This is a genomic window from Planobispora longispora (assembly GCF_016863135.1).
In the GTDB taxonomy this organism is placed as follows: domain Bacteria; phylum Actinomycetota; class Actinomycetes; order Streptosporangiales; family Streptosporangiaceae; genus Planobispora; species Planobispora longispora.
Genome location: NZ_BOOH01000014.1, coordinates 28,821 through 46,525, shown reverse-complemented (window position 1 = coordinate 46,525; position 17,705 = coordinate 28,821). Strand labels below are relative to the sequence as shown.

At 74.9% G+C, this 17,705-nt stretch carries 14 protein-coding genes; 8 read left to right on the top strand and 6 right to left on the bottom strand.

What is annotated here, in order from left to right; translation table 11 throughout:
* The first annotated feature begins 90 nt into the window (after nt 1–90).
* Both Plo01_RS07395 and Plo01_RS07390 read left to right on the top strand, forming a co-directional pair.
* Nucleotides 91–1,941 carry a DUF4434 domain-containing protein gene (locus Plo01_RS07395; RefSeq protein ID WP_203889763.1) on the top strand — a complete coding sequence of 617 codons (1,851 nt, stop codon included), beginning with the start codon at nt 91–93 and terminating at the stop codon, nt 1,939–1,941.
* Between the two features lie 19 nt (nt 1,942–1,960).
* Nucleotides 1,961–2,635, top strand: a complete 675-nt coding sequence (locus Plo01_RS07390) for an NUDIX hydrolase (RefSeq protein WP_239315996.1) — start codon at nt 1,961–1,963, stop codon at nt 2,633–2,635.
* 8 nt (nt 2,636–2,643) lie between these two features.
* On the opposite strand, the gene Plo01_RS07385 is transcribed toward Plo01_RS07390, so the two are convergent.
* From Plo01_RS07385 to Plo01_RS07365, 5 genes are read right to left on the bottom strand one after another with little or no spacing between them, the layout of a single operon-like run.
* Nucleotides 2,644–3,486: an ABC transporter ATP-binding protein gene (locus Plo01_RS07385; protein ID WP_203889761.1), complete on the bottom strand. Its 843-nt coding sequence runs from the start codon at nt 3,484–3,486 to the stop codon at nt 2,644–2,646.
* A gap of 28 nt (nt 3,487–3,514) precedes the next feature.
* Nucleotides 3,515–4,501, bottom strand: a complete 987-nt coding sequence (locus Plo01_RS07380; protein ID WP_203889760.1) for an iron chelate uptake ABC transporter family permease subunit — start codon at nt 4,499–4,501, stop codon at nt 3,515–3,517.
* Nucleotides 4,498–5,592: a FecCD family ABC transporter permease gene (locus Plo01_RS07375; protein ID WP_203889759.1), complete on the bottom strand. Its 1,095-nt coding sequence runs from the start codon at nt 5,590–5,592 to the stop codon at nt 4,498–4,500. The genes Plo01_RS07380 and Plo01_RS07375 overlap by 4 nt, the downstream gene beginning before the upstream one ends.
* Complete coding sequence (locus Plo01_RS07370) at nt 5,589–6,659, bottom strand: ABC transporter substrate-binding protein (RefSeq protein ID WP_203889758.1); 1,071 nt, start codon at nt 6,657–6,659, stop codon at nt 5,589–5,591. Before Plo01_RS07370 ends, Plo01_RS07375 begins: the two co-directional genes overlap by 4 nt.
* Nucleotides 6,660–6,672: 13 nt before the next feature.
* A complete protein-coding gene (locus Plo01_RS07365; RefSeq protein WP_203889757.1) occupies nt 6,673–8,079 on the bottom strand; it encodes a YncE family protein in 1,407 nt (468 codons plus the stop codon).
* 305 nt (nt 8,080–8,384) lie between these two features.
* Here Plo01_RS07365 and Plo01_RS07360 point away from each other — a divergent pair, with 305 nt between their 5' ends.
* Genes Plo01_RS07360 through Plo01_RS07335 form a run of 6 tightly spaced genes read left to right on the top strand, consistent with a single transcriptional unit; the run spans nt 8,385 to nt 16,991 of the window.
* On the top strand, nt 8,385–9,248 hold the full coding sequence (locus Plo01_RS07360) for a hypothetical protein (RefSeq protein ID WP_203889756.1): 864 nt from the start codon (nt 8,385–8,387) through the stop codon (nt 9,246–9,248).
* Nucleotides 9,245–10,909: a CocE/NonD family hydrolase gene (locus Plo01_RS07355; RefSeq protein WP_203889755.1), complete on the top strand. Its 1,665-nt coding sequence runs from the start codon at nt 9,245–9,247 to the stop codon at nt 10,907–10,909. The genes Plo01_RS07360 and Plo01_RS07355 overlap by 4 nt, the downstream gene beginning before the upstream one ends.
* Nucleotides 10,909–12,243 (top strand): YcaO-like family protein, encoded by a 1,335-nt coding sequence (locus Plo01_RS07350; RefSeq protein ID WP_203889754.1) that lies wholly within the window; start codon nt 10,909–10,911, stop codon nt 12,241–12,243. The genes Plo01_RS07355 and Plo01_RS07350 overlap by 1 nt, the downstream gene beginning before the upstream one ends.
* Nucleotides 12,244–12,271: 28 nt before the next feature.
* Nucleotides 12,272–13,396: a nitroreductase family protein gene (locus tag Plo01_RS07345; RefSeq protein WP_203889753.1), complete on the top strand. Its 1,125-nt coding sequence runs from the start codon at nt 12,272–12,274 to the stop codon at nt 13,394–13,396.
* Entirely contained in the window at nt 13,393–15,144 is a 1,752-nt protein-coding gene (locus tag Plo01_RS07340; RefSeq protein ID WP_203889752.1) for an ABC transporter ATP-binding protein/permease, read from the top strand. The genes Plo01_RS07345 and Plo01_RS07340 overlap by 4 nt, the downstream gene beginning before the upstream one ends.
* Complete coding sequence (locus Plo01_RS07335) at nt 15,141–16,991, top strand: ABC transporter ATP-binding protein (protein ID WP_203889751.1); 1,851 nt, start codon at nt 15,141–15,143, stop codon at nt 16,989–16,991. The genes Plo01_RS07340 and Plo01_RS07335 overlap by 4 nt, the downstream gene beginning before the upstream one ends.
* On the opposite strand, the gene Plo01_RS07330 is transcribed toward Plo01_RS07335, so the two are convergent.
* Complete coding sequence (locus Plo01_RS07330; protein ID WP_203889750.1) at nt 16,992–17,684, bottom strand: Uma2 family endonuclease; 693 nt, start codon at nt 17,682–17,684, stop codon at nt 16,992–16,994.
* Nucleotides 17,685–17,705: the final 21 nt, after the last annotated feature.

Sequence of the window (17,705 nt, the reverse complement as noted above, 5' to 3'; positions counted from 1 at the left end):
CGTCCCTCCCGGCCGCCCGAGCGGTCCGCGCGTCCGGTGCGCCGGGCTTCCTTACATCGCTCTGATCACGAGAACGGTAGTGTCCTGAACGTGCGCTGGTTCACGGCTCTGCTCGGCGTGGCGATCCTCGCCGCTGTGGCGGCGGTCATGCTGGTTCTGCCGCCCGACGACTCCACTCCCTCCAGTGACAGCTCGCCGATCGCCTCCCCCTCCGCCCCGGCCGCCTCGCCCACCCCCGCGGTCAGCGCGTTCACCGACCCGTGTGGAACGTTCGACACGGCGGTGAAGGCGCCGTACGCGGTGACGGGCTACTGGCTCATCCCGACCGCCGACCACTGCACCTGGCGCGGACAGTTCCGCGCCATCCACCAGGTCGGCGGCGACACCGTGATCCGGATCGGCTGGGGCCTGCAGGCCCGGCAGGTCGACGAGGAGGGCAAGGTCCTCGACAAGGAAGGAGCGGTGGACAACCGCTACGCGCCGTGCGAGGAGGACGGCGTGCCCTGCGTGGCCGCGGCCGAACGCGACCTGGCGGCGCTGAACCCGGGCAACCGGATCAGCTGGACGTTCGTCTACCGGACCGACGAGGCGTTCGGGCCCGGCGTCTTCCGCTGCCCCGAGGTGGAGAAGAAGATCGAGGTGGACGACGACACCGTCTTCTACCGGATCATCGCTCCCGAGGACGGCAGCGACGACGCCACCTGCGAGAACCTCCGCTCCCGAGGCCGGGCCTACCACGTGATCCTGATCGCCGCCGCGAAGGAGGACAGCCTCACCGAGCTGCTCGACCTCGGCGACCAGTTCGGCATGAAGGTCTTCCCCGCGCTGCCGCTGGCCCCGCGCGACCCGGGCCAGGCCACCCGGGCCTCCGAGCGCGGCGTCGAGACCCTCACCACGCTCACCCGGCGCATCCTGCAGGACTACGGCAACCGCTTCCAGGGCCGCGCCTCGCTCGGCGGCTTCTACCAGCCGTTCGAGCTCCAGATGCGCGACATGGCCTACTCCGGTTCGGACGACCCCGAGGTCGCGGCCAAGGACAATCCGACGCTCAAGGTCTACGCCTCCCAGCACGAGATCGTCCAGCAGGTGATGCCGGACAAGCCGATCCTGGTCAGCCCCTACCTGGAGGCGCGCAAGGACAAGGCGTTCAGCGCCACCCCCAGGGAGGTGGCCGCCGGGTTCGAGGCGCTGGCCAGGACCGGCGTCGGCATCGTCGCGCCGCAGGACAGCCGGGGCACCGGCAAGGTCGGGCTGTTCTGGCCGGACGAGCGCGACGAACCGGTGGACGAGCGGCTCCGGCCGGTGGTCGGGGAGGGCCTGGACAACGGCGACGCCTATCACGGCTCGACCCGCGACTACTACCGGGAGATGGCCGCGGCCCGGACCCGGATGGTCGAGCAGGGCTACGACGTGCAGCTGTGGGCCAACGTCGAGGCGTTCGAGCCCTCCGGGGCCGAGCCCTGCGGCACCCGCACCGGGACCCGGGGGCGCACGGACAAGGAACGGCTCGACCGGGCCGTCACCCAGGTCGGCCGCTACGTCTCCAAGGTCGTCTCCTACATGTGGAGCGACTTCTTCACCTGCGCCGCCCCGGGAACCCCGTCGCTGGCCGAGGAGATCGCCCGCGACCACGACCGGCCCATCCCGGTGGACGCCGTACGGCTCCCGCGTGACATCCAGGACGGCATAGAGATCCGCGGATACAACATCCCCATGGGGACGAAGGCGGAGATCGGCTGGGAGGGGCAGACGCCCAGGACGGTCGAGGTCGCCGGGGTGAACCTCGCGCCGCCGCCGGAGGGCACGCCCGCCGGGATGACGACGGCGTGGGTGCCCTTCGACTGGACCCAGGTGCCCGCCGACGCCTGGGTGCGGATCCGGGTCACCGGGCCCGACGGGCGCGAGGCGGCCGAGCCGTTGCACGTCCGCATATCCCTGTGACCGGTGTAACGTGCCTGCCGTGACCTCTCCTGTGCCGCGCGTCCCCGTCAGCGTGGACCTGGTCGTCCTCACGGTGCGGGGGCAGGAGTTGAGCGCGCTCGTCTGGCTGCGGGACAAGCCGCCCTACGAAGGGCGCTGGGCCCTGTCGGGCGGTTTCATCCAGCTCGACGAGGATCTGCCGGCCGCCGCCGCCCGGGTTCTCGCCGAGCGGGCCGGCCTGCCCGGCGCCCCGGTCCACCTGGAGCAGCTCCAGACGTACGGCTACCCCGACCGCGACCCCCGCCAGCGCGTGCTGAGCGTCGCCTATCTGGGTCTCGCCCCCGATCTGCCCGCCTCCCGGGAGGCGCACATGAGCTGGCAGCCGGTCAAGGACCTGGCGACGATGGCCTTCGACCACCGCCGCATCATGGTGGACGGCATCGAGCGGGCCCGCGCCAAGCTGGAGTACAGCTCGCTGGGGGCCGCCTTCTGCCCGGCCGAGTTCACCGTCGCCGACCTGCGCCGGGTCTACGAGATCGTCTGGGGCCGGTCCCTGGACCCGCGCAACTTCCATCGCAAGGTCACCAACGCCGAGGGCTTCCTCATCCCGACCGGGCGGACCACCACCCGCGACGGCGGCCGCCCCGCCAAGCTCTACCGCCGCGGCCCGGCGGAGCTGCTGCACCCCCCGATGCTCCGCTCGCTCAAGGACTGACCGCTCACTCAAGGAGCGACTGCGGGCTCGGGGTCTGGGGCGGCGGGGTCGGGGACGGCGGGGGCGCGGGCCCCGTCGAGCGGGTGGTCCAGGAAACAGTGGGGGGCGTCGTTGCGCTCGTCGTACACCACCCGCCCCCGCACCCCGAACACGGCCGCCAGCAACTCCTCGGTGACGACCTCGCGGGGCGGGCCGTCGGCGGCGACACGTCCGCCGGCCAGGGCGACGATCCGGTCGGCGAAGCGGGCCGCGTGGTCCAGCTCGTGCAGCACGGCCAGCACGGTGAGGTCCCGGCTGTCGCGCAACCGGCGGACCAGCGCGAGCACCTCCAGCTGGTGGCGGACGTCCAGGTGGGCGGTCGGCTCGTCCAGCAGCAGGATCGGGCTGCGCTGGGCGACGGCCAGCGCCAGCCGTACCCGCTGGCGCTCCCCGCCGGAGAGGGTGTCCAGCACCCGGTCGGCCATGTGGGCCACCCCGGTGAGTTCCATCGCCTCCTCGGCCACCCCGTCGCCGGGCGCGCCGAGCATGCCGAGCGGGCCCCGGTGCGGGTATCCGCCCTGCCGTACGAGCTGGCGCACGGTCAGGCCGGGGACGGGCGCCAGGGCCTGGTGCAGTACGGCCAGCCGCCGGGCCACCTCCCGCCGGGACAGGCTCGCCAGGTCCGTCCCGTCGAGGCGGACGGCGCCCCGGCGCGGGGTCAGCAGCCCCGCGATGAGCCGTAGCAGGGTGCTCTTGCCGCAGCCGTTCACACCCACCAGCGCGACGAGTTCGCCGTGCCCGACGGTCAGATCGATCCCGTCGAGCACCGTGCGGTCCCCGTAGCCGAACTCCAGCCCGCTGACAGCGATCATCCCGGTCATCTCTCTCCTGTCGTCGTCATCACCCGGGGACGTGGGCGGCCCTGCGCGCCACGGTCACCAGTACGGCGGCTCCCGCCAGGGCGGTCACCACGCCGGTGGGGACACCCAGCCGCTGGGTGACCTCCGCGCCGGCCATCAGGCGGTCGGCGAACTGGGCGACCGCGTCGGCGCCGGCGATCGCCGCGGCCCCGGCGACGGCCGCCACCGGCACGGTCCTCCTCGGGTCGGCCCCCGCCAGCCACCGGGCCGCGTGCGGGACGACCAGGCCGACGAAGGCCACCGCCCCGGCCAGGCTCGCCGCGCCCGCCGCCAGCGCGGTCGCCGCCGTCAGCGCCGCCGCGCGGGCGGCTCCCGGGCGCAGGCCCAGCCCGGCGGCGTGGTCGTCGCCGGGGGCGAGCACGCCGAGCACCGCCGATCCGGCCCAGATCAGCAGGATCCATCCGGTGATCCACCACCAGGTGAACCCCAGGTGCTCCCAGACCCGCCCCTGGACCGACCCGACGAGCCAGCGCAACGCGTTGCCGAAGCGGCTGGGCTGGTAGGCCAGCAGGAGGGTGACCAGCCCGGCCAGCAGCGCGCTGCCGAGCAGGCCGTACACGACGGCCCTGCCGGGGTCCCGGGAGGTGAGCAGCCAGGTCGCCGACCCGCCCAGGGCGCTCCCGGCGAGCGCGGCGGCCAGCGCGCCGCCCGCGGAGTCGGCCGGGAACAGCCCGAACGTCAGCCCGGTCAGGATGCCCAGCACCGCGCCGGGGTTGACCCCGGTCAGCTCGGGGGCGGCCAGCGGGTTGCGGAGGGTGAGCTGGAGGACCAGCCCGGACACGCCGAGCGCCGCACCGGTCAGCAGCGCGGCCAGCAGCCGGGGCACGCCCAGCTCCCACATGATCCGGTGCTCCAGGGTGCCGGCGGGTCCCAGCAGCGTGCCCAGGTCCCCGATGCCGGGAGCCAGCAGGTGCGCCAGCACGGTCGCGGGCAGGGCGATCACCAGGATCGAGGCGAGCCGTCTCACCGCGATCCCCCCGCTCGTCCGTCCCGCGCCGCGGCCGTGCGCGGACGCGCCGCCTCCCCGCGCAGCAGGACGGCCCCCGCCAGAACGCCGAGCAGGGCGGTCCACGCGCCGAGCGGCGTCTCCACCGGGGCGAGGGCGAGCCGGGCCACCAGGTCGGCGGCCAGGACCACCAGCGCGCCGAGCGCGGCCGACCAGGGCAGCCACGTCCCGGCCTCGCCGCGGGGCCGCAGCCGGCGCGCCAGCAGCGGCGCGACGAACCCCACCCATGCCAGCGGCCCGCACGGTCCGGTCACGCATCCGATCAGCAGCGAGGCCACGGCCAGCACGCCCAGCCGGGCACGGCTCACCCGGCTGCCGAGAGCGGCGGCGGTGTCGTCGCCGAGCCGCAGCAGCCCGAGCACCGGCACGCAGAGGACCACCAGCGGGATCGCGAGGAGGGACCAGGGCAGCACGTGCGCGGCCTGCTCCCACATGACGCCGGTCAGGCTGCCGACGAGGTAGCGGAACAACATGTCGTACTGGATGCGTTCGGCGGTGGCCATCACCGCCAGCAGCAGCGCCTGGATCGCGGTGGAGACCGCGGCGCCGACCAGCAGCGTCGCCGAGGCGCTGCGCGCGGTGCGGGCCGCGACCAGGCACAGCGCCCCGCCGCCGGCCGCGCCGGCCAGTCCGAGCAGCGGGTGCAGCCCGTACGGCACCGGCAGCGCCCACACCACGCAGACCGCCACCGCCAGCGCGGCCCCGGAGGACACCCCGAGCAGCTCCGGGACCGCCAGCGGGTTGCGCAGAGCCTCCTGCAGCAGCAGCCCGGCCGCCCCGATCGCCGCGCCGCCGAAGACGGCGACGGCGAGCCGGGGCACCCGCAGCTCCCACAGCACCACGAATTCCACCGAGGCCCGGTCGCCCAGCACGGCGGGCAGCCGGTGCGGCGGGATCACCGGCTGCCCCAGGCAGACGGCGGCCAGGGCCAGGACGGCGACGGCCGCCGCCACGATCAGGACGGCGCGCCGTCCTGTGCGCGGGCCTGCGGACAGGCGTCCGCGCGCGCCTCCGGGCGGGGCGGTGACGCGGGGAGGTGACGCCTGGCTCAACCGGCGACCTTGGCGAGGGCCTCGTCGAGGATGATGCCGAAGGCCCTCGTCCCGCGGCCGGAGGCCCACAGCTCGGGCTGGACCTCGAAGGCCCTGTCGTTGGCCACGGCGGGGACCCGCTTCCACACGGGGTTGTCCTTGAGCGTCTCCGTCACCGTCTTGGAGTCGGGGCCGAAGGTGAAGGACTGGATGAAGATCACATCAGGCGCCTTGGCGAGGATCTCCTCCACACTGTAGGCCTGAGCGGTTTCGAAGCCGCCTCCCTTGCTGGGCCAGGGGTAGGAGAAGAACTCCGACATGAAGTCGCCGAGCACGTCGTCGGTGGTGTTCACGCCCACCGAGCTTCCGCCGTACATGGCGAGCACGGTCGTGCCGTCGAGCTTCCGGGCCTTCGCGGTGGCCGTGCCCTCGGCCAGTTTGGTACGGAACCTCAGCTCGGCCCCGGCCTGCTGAGCGCCCCGGTCGGTGAGCCGGGCGAGGGCGCGCAGGTAGCCGACGGAGTCCTCGTAGCTCTTGACCTCCACCACCCACAGCGGGGCGAACTTCTCCACCGCGGTCCTGAGCTGGTCGTGCACCCCGGCGAGCCCGATGACCAGGTCCGGCCGCTGCTCGGCGATCTTCGCGACGTCCTCGCCGCCGAAGCTGCCCGGGATGACCGGGACCCGTCCGGCGGCGGCGCCCAGGTAGTCGGGGCGGGCCAGGAGCTTGGGCGTGGTCGTCGCGGCGGGGGTGAGGCCGAGCTCGACGAGCATGTCGTCGCAGAGGCCGGTGAGGCAGACGACCCGCTCCGGCTTCTTCGTGAGGGTGACCTGCTTGCCCGCCGGGTCGGTGACGGTCAGCGCGGCCGTCACCGGGGTGACCTGGACGGCGGGCGCGCCCGATGCCGCAGCGGTCGTCTTCGGCGCGCCCGATGCCGTCGCCCCGGCCTCCTGCGAGGGGGAGGCTCCGGCGCCGCATCCGCTCAGCAGGGCGGCGAGGAGGAGGGCGGGCACGAATCCACCGGACGGGAACCTGCGGGAGGAGAACCTGGCAGAGGGGAACCTGCCGGAGGGGAATCTACGCAGCATGCTGCCGTGCTCCTCAGCGGCCGACGGTGTCGGCGTCGGACCGGCCGGGGGTGACGACGGTCAGGGCGCCGCCGCCGTCCAGCCGGGTGGGGGTGGTGATGGCGCCCACGGTCCGGCCGTGGTCGGGGGAGATCACGCTGATCCGCCCGGTGCCGCCGCCGCTGACGTAGGCGAGGGCGCCGGTGGGGTCCAGCGCGATCCGGCGGCCCTGCGTGCCCCAGGGGGACGAGCCGACGGCCGGTCCGCCCGGCAGGGAGCCGAGCTGGACGTTCGCGGTGATCTTTCCGTAGTGCGACGAGCCGGGACGGACGTCGACGAAGGAGACCTTGTCCCCGCCCGGCTGCTGGAGCACGTAACCGGCGTACCGGTCGGACAGTCCGAACCGGAACAGGAACCCGGAGCCCAGGCGGGTGGTGACGGACCGGCCGGTGGCCGGGTCGACGAGGAAGGCGTCGTGCAGCCAGTTCTGCCAGTCGTCGCCGGACTCGTTGGAGGTGTAGGTGACCAGGTTCCGTCCGTCGGCGCTCAGCCGCACGTAGAAGGCGCGACCGGTCTCCGCGGGCCAGGGCACGGTCCTGACCGGGGTCAGGGAGCCCGCCCGGAGCCGGGCCGTGTCGAGACCGGCGTCGGTCGCCGTCATCGCCAGGTCGCCGGCCAGGGCCTCGCCGTGCCCGGCGGCCCCGGTCGGGACGCTGGAGGAAGGCTCCAGGTGGCCGCCCGCACCGGCCAGGATCGCTGAGACGGGGAAGGTCTCCAGCGTGTTGTCGGCGTCGTTGCGGTGCAGGACGGTCAAGGGCTCCCCGCCGAGCATGACGCCGGGGTGGCCGCTGTGCACCTCGACGCTGGAGGGCGCGTAGGTGCGCAGGTCGACGAGGGTGAGGATGCCGTGCCCCTCCTCCTCGCCGGTCTCCTGGGACTCCTCCTCGTGGTCGTGCTCCTCGGCCGCGGCCACGACGGCGTAGCGGTTGGCCGGGTCGACGGCGATGTGCGTGACCTCCCCCTCGGGCAGCGGGACCGCGCCGACGATCCGGGGGACGCCCGTCACCTGCAGGGCGACGAGCTCGTGGTGAGTCTCGTCGACGAAGAGCACCCGGCCGTCGCGCAGGGAGAGCATGCCGGCGTGGCTCGACGGGGTCCGGCCGGTGATGGTGGCGGCCCTGCGGTGGGACGGGATCGCGTAGATGTGCACCTGGCTCGCGGCGGGGTCGGCGACGACCAGGCGGGACCCGGTTCCCGTCCGGGTGTCGTAAGCCTGGTCCGTCGCTCCGGGCGAGGCGGCCCGGGCGGCTTCGGTTTCCCCGCTCGTGACCTGATCGCCGGGGTGCGGGGGTGCGGACGCGGCTGCGGCGGCGGTGGGGGCGAACAGAGCCAGGGCGAGCAGGCCCACGGCTCCGGCGCGGCCGACGAGCTTGTCGGGCATCTGACCTCCAAGGAGAACGAAAATCATTTTCTAAGCATAGACATGAAAATCATTATCATTTACGCTGGCTCCGCGCCAAGGGCCCGAGAGCGCAAAAGTCCAGAAATCTCAGGAGGTAGCCCATGGAGTCCTACGACGACGTGCCGGTGTTCTCGGCGATCGTGAACCCCGCCCCCGCGGCGGCGGCTCACCCGACCTGCAACCACGCCCTCGTCGCCGACCTGTTCGACGACGAGGCCTGATCCCTGTGGGGTGCCGCGTGTCTCTCGGGATGCGCGGCGCTCCCTTCGCAGACAGGAGAGCCGATGGCGCTGCGGACCTTCGCGCCAGGCGTGGAGATCTTTCCGGTGGCCGGTGAGACGGTGCTGAGAACGCCCTCCGGAGAGTTCCTCCGCGTCAACCGGGAGCTCGGCGAGGACCCGGACCTCATGGACCGGGAGACCCTCGGCGCGTTCGAGGCCAGAGGACTGGTCACCGACCGGGAGCCGCTGCGGTGGCCCGGCCCCGTGGCGGTCGTGGGCGAGGGAGCGATCGCCGCCGCGCTGGGCGAGCTGCTCGGCCGGATGGGAGCGGATGTCCTGCGCACGGACGTTCTCCGTGTGGACGGCTGTGCGGATGGCCTGCGTGTTGACGGCCTGCGTGCGGACGCGCCCGGCGGGGCGCCCGTCCCCGCCGCGCCCTCCGACACGGAGCCCGTGCCCACCGGCTACGCGGCCGTGACCTGGTGCTGCGACGGCCATCCGCCCGCGGAGTGGACATCGCTCGACGCCCTGCTCACCCGGCGCGGGATCGCCTGGCAGCGCTGCTCGGTCGAGGGCGCCACCATCGTGGTCGAGCCCGTCGCCCTCGGCCCGGACGACGTCACCCACGCCGACGTGCGGGCCCGTCGCCTGGCGGCCAGCGAGTCCCCCGAACACCTGCTGGCCTACTGGACGGCCTCCGGGGAGGAACGCCGCAGGGGCCCTTCCCCGATCGGCCCCGCCCAGGCCGCCTTCGTCGCCGCCGTCCTGGCCGCCGACCTGGCGGATCAGGTGGCCCGGGCGGACGGGGCGGGCCGCCGCGCGGTGACCGGGGCGCGGAGGCTGCGGCTGGTCGACAGCGTGGAACTGACGGTGACGGACCACCCGATCCTGCCGCTGCCCCCCGTCGAGCCCCGGAGGTCCGCATGACCGTGCTCCACGGCGCGGTGCGGGTCCCCGGCCACGACGGGACGGAACTGGTGGCCGATGCCGTGCTCCCCTCCGCGGACGGGCGGCACCCGGTGATCGTGATGCGCACGCCGTACGGCAGGACACGGCACCTGGCGGAGGCGCACGGGTGGGCGCGGCGCGGGATCGCGGCGGTGGTCCAGGACGTCCGGGGCCGGTACGAGTCCGGCGGACGGTGGGAGCCGTACGTCCACGAGCGCGAGGACGGGCGGGAACTGCTGCGGTGGGTGCTCGGCCGGCCGTGGTGCGACGGACGGGTGATCCTCTACGGGTCGTCGTACGGGGCGTTCTGCGCGGTCGAGGCGGCAGCCGGGGAGCCGGAGGGCGTCGCCGGGGTGATCTCGGCGGTGCCCGCGCTGGGGGCCGTCGCCAGGGAGCCGGGAGGGGTGCCGAAGCTGTACTCCCATGCCTGGTGGTGGACGACCTACGGCGACGGACGCACCGAGCGCGTGGGCCTGCTCGACACCAGGATCGCCGACGACCCGGACGCCCTGCGGCACCTGCCCGTCACCGACCTGCCCGCCCGGCTCGGCGTGCCGCTCCCCGGATGGGAGCGCGCCTGGCGTGATCCGGCGCCTCCGCGCGCCGACGTGCGGGTGCCGCTGCTCAGCGTCGCCGGGCTGCACGACCCGTTCCTGGACGACGCGGTGGACCTGTGGCGCCGGGCGCGCGGGCCGCGCACGCTGGTCGTCGGGGCGTGGCAGCACGACCTCGGCCTGGTGAACCGGGAGCGCAACGGCGACCGGCCGATCGCCCCCGGACACCGGGTGCCGGCGGCCCGGCTGATCATGACGTGGATCGACCGCCTCCTGGCGGGCGACCCGCCCTCGACCGTGCTGCTGGCGGCCGAGGGCGACGACCGCTGGCTGGCGGGGCAGGGGCCCGGGGAACCTCCGTGGCTCCGGCGGATCCGGGCCACCGGAGGCGAGGGGGCACGGACCCCAGTCGGTCAGGTCCGGGATCACGGGGACGAGTGGCCGGGGACCCGGATCGCCGAGATGGACCTTCCCGGCGGCGGCGCGTTCGTCGCGGACCCCGGCGACCCGTTCCCCTCGCGGATGGGACCGGTGGACGTCACCTCCGACGCGGGAAGGGCCGATGTCGTCGTGTTCCGTACGGATCCGTTCGAGCGGGCGGTCACGGTGGCGGGCCGGCCGGCGGTGACCTTCGCCGGAATCGGGGAGGGCCACTGGGCCGTACGGCTGGCGGAGGAGCACCCCGACGGCAGGGCCGTCCAGCTCGGCCACGCGGTGGCCGACCATGAAGGCGGTGGCCTGAGCTCCGGTGACCATGAAGACGGCGGCCTGCGCCCCGGTGATCACGACGCCGTGGGCCCGCGTCCCGGCCGTACGGCCGCCGGGCGGGACCGGGCCGGTCTCCAGCGGCTCAGCCTGCCGACGATCGTGCACCGCTTCCCCGAGGGCGCCCGGCTGCGCGTGGAGGTCGCCGGGCACCACTTCCCCCTCCACGTGCGCCACCCGCACACCGCCGAGGATCCGCTCACCGCCCGCACGCTGCTCCCGTCCGCCCGGAGCGTCACCGGAGCCCGGCTCCTCCTCCCGGTCGTCCCGGATCCGGCGTGGACCGCCGATCCCGTCAAAGAGCTCCAGGAGGCTCCCTGATGATCACGCCAGAGGCGCTCGTCGACCCGGTGTGCGGCGTGATCCGCCGGATCGTGCCCTACCCGCGCCTGGACGGCATGCCCGACTCCTACCGCTGCCTGATCGCCGAGGTGTCCGACACGCGCAGGGTCGGCGTCTGGCTCGCCGACCAGGTGGCCGCCGGGACGTCGTTCGGCGACGAGGAGAGCGCCCGGCGGGCCGCCGTCGGCGAGGCCGTCGAGCGCTACTGCGGCAACAACATCCCCGCGGACCTGCGCCGGGCGAGCGTCGCCGAGCTGGTCCGGCGGGGCGTGCGGCACCTGGGCCCGCAGGACCTGCCGGGATTCGCGCCCGAGCAGTACGGCAGGACGGCCTTCCCCTACCGGCCGTGGGCCGAGGGCGAGGAGATCCTCTGGGCGGAGGGCGTCGAGCTCGACGCCGCAGGGCCCGCAGCGGGAGGAGACGGGATCCGGGGCGTGCCCTGCCTGGTCCCCGGCTCGTGGACGTACCTCAACTGGCACCAGGGCCCCCGGCGCCGCGAGCCCCGCCACCACCATCTCAACTACGCGGGCGTCGCCTGCGGCGTGGGCCTGGCCGACGCCGCCCGCCGGGCGTTGCTGGAGGTCGTCGAGCGGGACGCCGTCACCCTGTGGTGGGGGCTCGACCTGCCCGCCCGGGGAATCGGCGTCGATTCGGTGCCGGGGCTGCGCGAGGCGTGGGCCGGGTCCCGGCTGGAGCTGAGCCTGGTCGAGGTCCCGGGAGGGCAGGGGGTGCCGGTGATCGCGGCTCTCGCCTACGATCCGGAGCTCCGCATCGCCGCGGCCGGGTTCGCCTGCCGCAGCGACCCCGCCGAGGCCTGCCACAAGGCGGCCATGGAGGCGGTGCAGGTGTGGATCGCCTCGCGAGGGCTGCTGTCGGAGGACGGCGCGGCCTTCGAGGCGATGAAGCGCGGCATCCTGGCCAGGCACGCCTACCTGCCGTGGCGGGCCGACCGGCGTTACCTGGACGACGTGGGCGAGGACTTCGCCGCGGTCCGCGACCTCGCCGCCCAGGCCCAGGTCTGGCTCGACGAGCGCATGCATCCGATGTTGCGCCGGTTCACCCGTCCCGCGGCCGGGACCGTCGGCGTCGACGAGATCCCGGCGGGCGCCGATCCCTTCGCCGCGCTGTCCGGCCACCGGATCGTCGTCGTCGACCTGACCACCCGGGACATCGCCGAGACGCCGCTGCGGGTGGCGCGGGTCGCGGTGAGCGGCCTGCTTCCCAACAGCCCCGCCGCCTACCCCTACCTGGCCTCCCCCCGGTGGACCCGGCCGCTGCCCGAGATCACCCTGGCCCCGCCCCCGCACCTGTGAGGACGCCGTGAGGACTTCTGAGGACGCCGTGAGGACTTCGACGTTGCGGGAACTCCTGCGCCTGTCCCTGGCGGCGGCCGGTCCCGCGGTGGGATCCGTACGGCTGCGCCGGGTGCCCTCGGCGGGAGCGCGCTACCCGGTCGACGCCCACGTCCTGACCTCGGGCGGCCGCTTCTTCTACGACCCGCTCGGCGACGACCTGACCGGGCGGGGCAGCGGCCCGGCGCCCGCCGGCGGGGCACTGATCGTCCTGGCCCTGGTCCCGGAGCGCACGGAGCGCAAGTACGGCTCCCGCAGCCTGCCCAGCCTCCTGCTCGACCTCGGCCACGCGCTGGGAGCGGTCGCCGCCGCGGCGGCCGTGCTCGGGGTCGGCTGCCGGGTCCTGCTGGAGACGGACGGCTCGACGCTGGAGCGGCTCACCGGGCCGGTCGAGGGATACCCGCTGGCGGCGGCCTGGGTGGGGGACGGCCCGCCCCCGGCGCTCGCGGAGGCCGGGAGGCGCCGCGGCGCGGCGCGGTCGTGGTCCCACCCGGATCTGGCCCGCCTCGGCCCGGGAACCCGGGACGCGGTCTGGGAGGCGCCCGAGACGGCCCACGTCGAGACCGAGACGATCACGAGGCGCAGGAGCGCGTTCCCGCCGTTCACCGGCGAGGTCGATCCCGCGCCGCTGCTGGCGGGCACCCGCCTGGTCGCCGCCCTGCCGGACGGGCTGTACGACGCGACCGGACTCGTCGGCCGGGGGGACGCCCGCCCGGCCCTCGCCGTATGGGCCCATGGCCAGCCCTTCCTGGCCGACGCCGCGGCCGTGCTGCTCTACACGACCCCGCACGCGGCGGCGGAGAGGACGGGATGGCTGGCGTACCGGGTGGCGTGCCTGCGGGCCGGGATGGCCGTGCACCGGGTGCTGCTGCTGGCCCAGGCCCGGGGGTTGCGGGCCAGGGCGATCGGCAGCTGGGGGGAGGCCGACCTGGGGGCCGCGCTCGGCGGGACGCCGGGGGAGCGCGTGATCGTGCACGGCGCCGTCGTGGGACCCGGCGGGGACGGAGCCTGCCGGGACGGGGCCAACGGAGCCAACGGCGCCCACAGGGACGACGGGGTCGGATCCGGGACGGACGCGGGCGGCCCGGCGGGGCCGGGGAGGGATGCGAAGTGATCGTTCATCGGAGGCTGATCCAGCTCGCCGGAGACGTCAAGGGGCCGATCGCGGTGTGCGTCGGTCTCGGCCTGGCGGTCTCCTCGGCCTACGCGGCCCAGGCGCTGCTGCTGGCGGGTTCGCTCGCCGCGCTGGCCCGGGGCCGCTGGGACGAGGCGGTGACGCTTCTCCTGTGGGCCTTCGCGGTCATCGCCGCGCGCGCGGCCCTGATCTGGCTGCGGGAGACGGCGACCGTGTGGGCGGGGGCGCTCATCCGGGCGAAACTGAGGGACCGGCTCATCACCAGGCTCGGCGAGCTGGGACCGGCCCATCTCACCGGGACCAGGACCGGGCAGACGCAGACCACGCTGGTGGACGGCGTCGAGGGACTCGACCCGTACTTCAGCCGCTACCTCCCGCAGGTGGTGATCACCTTCACCGTGCCGACGGTCCTGGTCGCCTGGTTGGCCACGGTCAACCCCACGGCGGCGGCCGTGCTCGGCGCGGCGGTCGCGGGGGTTCTGATCATTCCCCGGTTCTGGGACGCCACGCTGCTGCGCCGCGGCCGTACCCGCTGGACGGCCTTCGCCGACCTGGCCTCCGACTACCTGGAGGCCATGCAGGGCATGGCGACGCTGCGGGCGTTCGGCGCGGTGGGCCGGGTCGGCGCACGGCTGGCCACGCGGGCGCGCGAGCTGTACGAGACGACGATGCGCCAGCTCAAGGTCTCGCTGGTGGAGACGGGCGTGAGCGCGTTCCTGATCCAGGCCGGTACGGCGGGCGCCGTGCTGGCCGCGGCCGCGGCGTTCGCCGCGCCGGGCGCCGGAACCCCCGGACCCGGCGCCTGGGAGGTGTTCGCGGTCCTGATGGTGGCGGTGGAGTGCTTCCGGCCGGTGAAGAACCTCTCCGAGTACTGGCACGCCGGGTATCTCGGGATCACCGCGGTGGACGGCATCGAGGACCTCCTGTCGGCCCGGCCCGCCGCGCCGGACACCGGTACCCTCGCCGCCCTGCCGGGACGGGCCGGGGGCGGCGCCCCGGAACTGCGCTTCGAGGGCGTCACCTTCACCTATCCGGGGCGGGAGCGGCCCGCCGTACGGGACGTCAGCGTGACCGCCGAGCCGGGACGGACCGTCGCCCTGGTCGGCCCGTCCGGGGCGGGCAAGTCCACCTGCGTCTCGCTGCTCCTGCGCCACCTGGACCCCCAGCACGGCCGGGTCACCCTGAACGGCGTCGACATCCGCACCCTCACCCTCGCCGCCCTGCGCGCGCAGATCGCCGTCGTCGCCCAGGACACCTATCTCTTCCACGGCACGGTCGCCGACAACCTCCGCCTGGCCCGGCCCGGCGCCACCGATGAGGAACTGGCGGCCGCCGCCCGGGACGCCGGCGCCCACGACTTCATCGCGGCCCTGCCGGACGGCTACGCCACCGTGCTGGGCGAGCGCGGCGCCACGCTCTCCGGAGGCCAGCGCCAGCGGGTCGCGCTCGCCCGCGCGCTCCTGGCCGACGCGCCGCTCCTGGTGCTGGACGAGGCGACCTCGCACGTGGACGCCCGGGGCGAGGCCGTCATCGCCCGGGCCCTCGCCCGCGCCCGGAACGGCCGTACCTGCCTGGTCATCGCCCACCGCCTGTCGACCGTCCGGGACGCCGACCACATCGTCGTCCTGGCCGACGGCGCGGTGGCCGAGTCCGGCGGCCACGGCGACCTGCTCGCCGCCGGCGGCGCCTACACCCGTCTCGTCACCGCCCAGGAGATCCCCGCATGACCGCCGGTGTCCCGACCCCCTCCCCGGAGAAGACCGCCGCGGACCGGCCGCCGCTCCCGGACGGCACGGCCGCCCCGCCGCCCGGGGGCGACCCGCGCGCGGGCGCTCACCCGATGGTCTGGCTGGCCTCGGCCGTCGCCGGGCACCGGCGGGCGTTCGCCGCCACGCTCCTGTCCAACCTGCTCGGCCAGACCGCGGCTCTGGCCGCCGCCGTCACCGGGGCCTGGCTGCTCGGCCGGACGGTCGCGGGGCAGGCGGCCCCGCTGGACATGGCGGCCGCAGTGCTGGGCGGGCTGGTGGCGGTCGTCACCCTCGCCACCTGGTGGGAGATGTACGTCGCGCACGACCTGGCCTACCTCGTGCTGGCGCGGCTGCGCGGCCGGGTCTACGACGCGCTGGCCCGCATCGCCCCCGCCCGGCTGCTCGGCAGGCGCAGCGGGGACCTGTCGGCCGCCGTCCTGTCCGACGTCGAGACCCTGGAGTGGCTGTTCGCCCACACCCTGGCCCAGTTGATCACCGCGGCGACCGTGCTCGTCTGCGGGGTGGCGGGGGCGGCCCTGCTCGACCCGGTGCTGCCGGCGGTCTCGCTCCCGCTGGCGCTGTGCGTGCTGACCGTGCCGTTCTGGCTCCGCAGGACCTCCTCCCGGCACGGCGAGGAACTGCGCGCGGCCACCGCGGAGCTCACCTCCGACGTCGTGGACACCGTGCAGGGACTGCGGGAGATCACCGCGTTCGGCGCGCTGGAGCGGCGGCGGGACCTGCTGGCCGCCAAGACCCGCCGGCTCGCGCGGGCGCAGGCGGCCAACGCCTCCCGGGGCGGCCTGGAGGCCGCGCTCACCGACGCGCTGCTGGCCGTCGCCGCCGCCGGGACCCTGCTCCTGGTCGCCGCGCTGGTCCGCTCCGGCGAGCTGGCGGTCGCCCACGGGCCGGTCGCGATGGTGCTGGCCGCGGCCTCCCTCGGCCCGGCCTCGCAGGTGGCGCTGCTGCTGAAGGAGTACGGCACGCTGCGGGCCGCGGCCGGGCGGGTCCACGCCCTGGTCGCCGCCCCGCCCAACGTGACCGAGCCCGCCGCGCCGCGACCGCCGCTGGAGGGCGAGGTGGTCTTCGAGGACGTGCGCTTCCGCTACACCCCCGACGGGCCCGAGGTCCTGCGCGGGGTGTCGTTCACCGTACGGCCCGGCCGGACGGTGGCGCTCGTCGGCCCGTCCGGGGCGGGCAAGTCGACCTGCGTCTCGCTGCTGCTGCGGTACTGGGACCCCGACCACGGCCGGATCACCGTGGGCGGGATCCCGCTGAGCGAGCTCGCCGACGCCGACCTGCGGCGGCTGGTCACCGTCGTGCCCCAGGACGTGCACCTGTTCGCGGGCTCCCTGGCGGAGAACGTCCGCCTGGGCGCGCCCGGCGCTCCGGTCGAGGAGGCGCTGCGCGACGCGCAGATCGGCCCCGGGGAGCTCCCCGACGGACTGGACACGGTCGTCGGGGAGCGCGGCGTCGCCCTCTCCGGCGGCCAGCGCGCCCGGGTCGCGGTCGCCCGCGCCCTGGTCGTGGACGCGCCGGTCCTGGTGCTGGACGAGGCCGTCGCCAACCTCGACGCCGAGAACGAGGCCCGCCTCGCCGAGGCTCTGGAGGCCGCGAGCGCGGGACGGCGGCAGGCCGGGGGCGAGGATCACCGGAAGGACGGGACCGGGGGCCGGGCCACCCTGGTCGTGGCCCACCGGCTGTCCACCATCCGCAGGGCCGACCACGTCGTGGTCCTGGAGGAGGGCCGGGTCACCGAGCAGGGCGCCTTCGCCGACCTGGCCGCCGACCCGGGCAGCCGCCTGTCGTGGCTGCTGGCCCACCAGTGATCAGGTCCGGGTGGCCTCCGTCAGATCGATGTCGACCTCGAAGGGAAGCGAGAGCGTCAACCGCTCGCGGTGGGTCCCGGTGAGCCGGTAGACGCCATCGGCCTGATCGAGTTCGTGGACGTACACGGCGGGGCAGTCGTTTTCGTATTCGACCCGCCAGAAGTGGGGGATGCCCGCCTCGGCGTACAGCTGGGGCTTGCGCTTGCGGTCGCGCTCCGCCGACTCCTCCGAGACGACCTCGACGGCGAGCAGGACGTCGGCCGCTTCGTAGAAGGTGCACATCGGATCGGTGGCGGCGTGCGCATGAAGGACGACGACGTCGGGCTCGGGGCGCTGGCGCGGCCCCAGCTTCACCGTCATCTCCCGCTCCACTCGCATATGGGCGGGTGCTGCCGTGCTCAGCGCCCGCTCCAGCAGGGAGAGCATGCGCGTGTGGAAACGGGTCTGGGGGCTCACGAAGACGAGAGTGCCATCGATCAGCTCGGTGTGCGGGGGGAGCCCGCGAAGTCTGTCCAGGTCACCGGCGGTGAAGCCGCGCTCCGGCGGGATCAGCCAGTCGGGGACGGAGTCCGAGGGCGACGGCGGCTCCTCAAGCGGATCAGGAATGAGCGGATCCGGAAGGCCCGGATCCAGGATGAGCCAATCGGTCTCGGACAGCGGCGCGGCGCTCACGTCGTCCTCCCGGTCGGGCATGCTCTCACCTCCAGTCTTGCA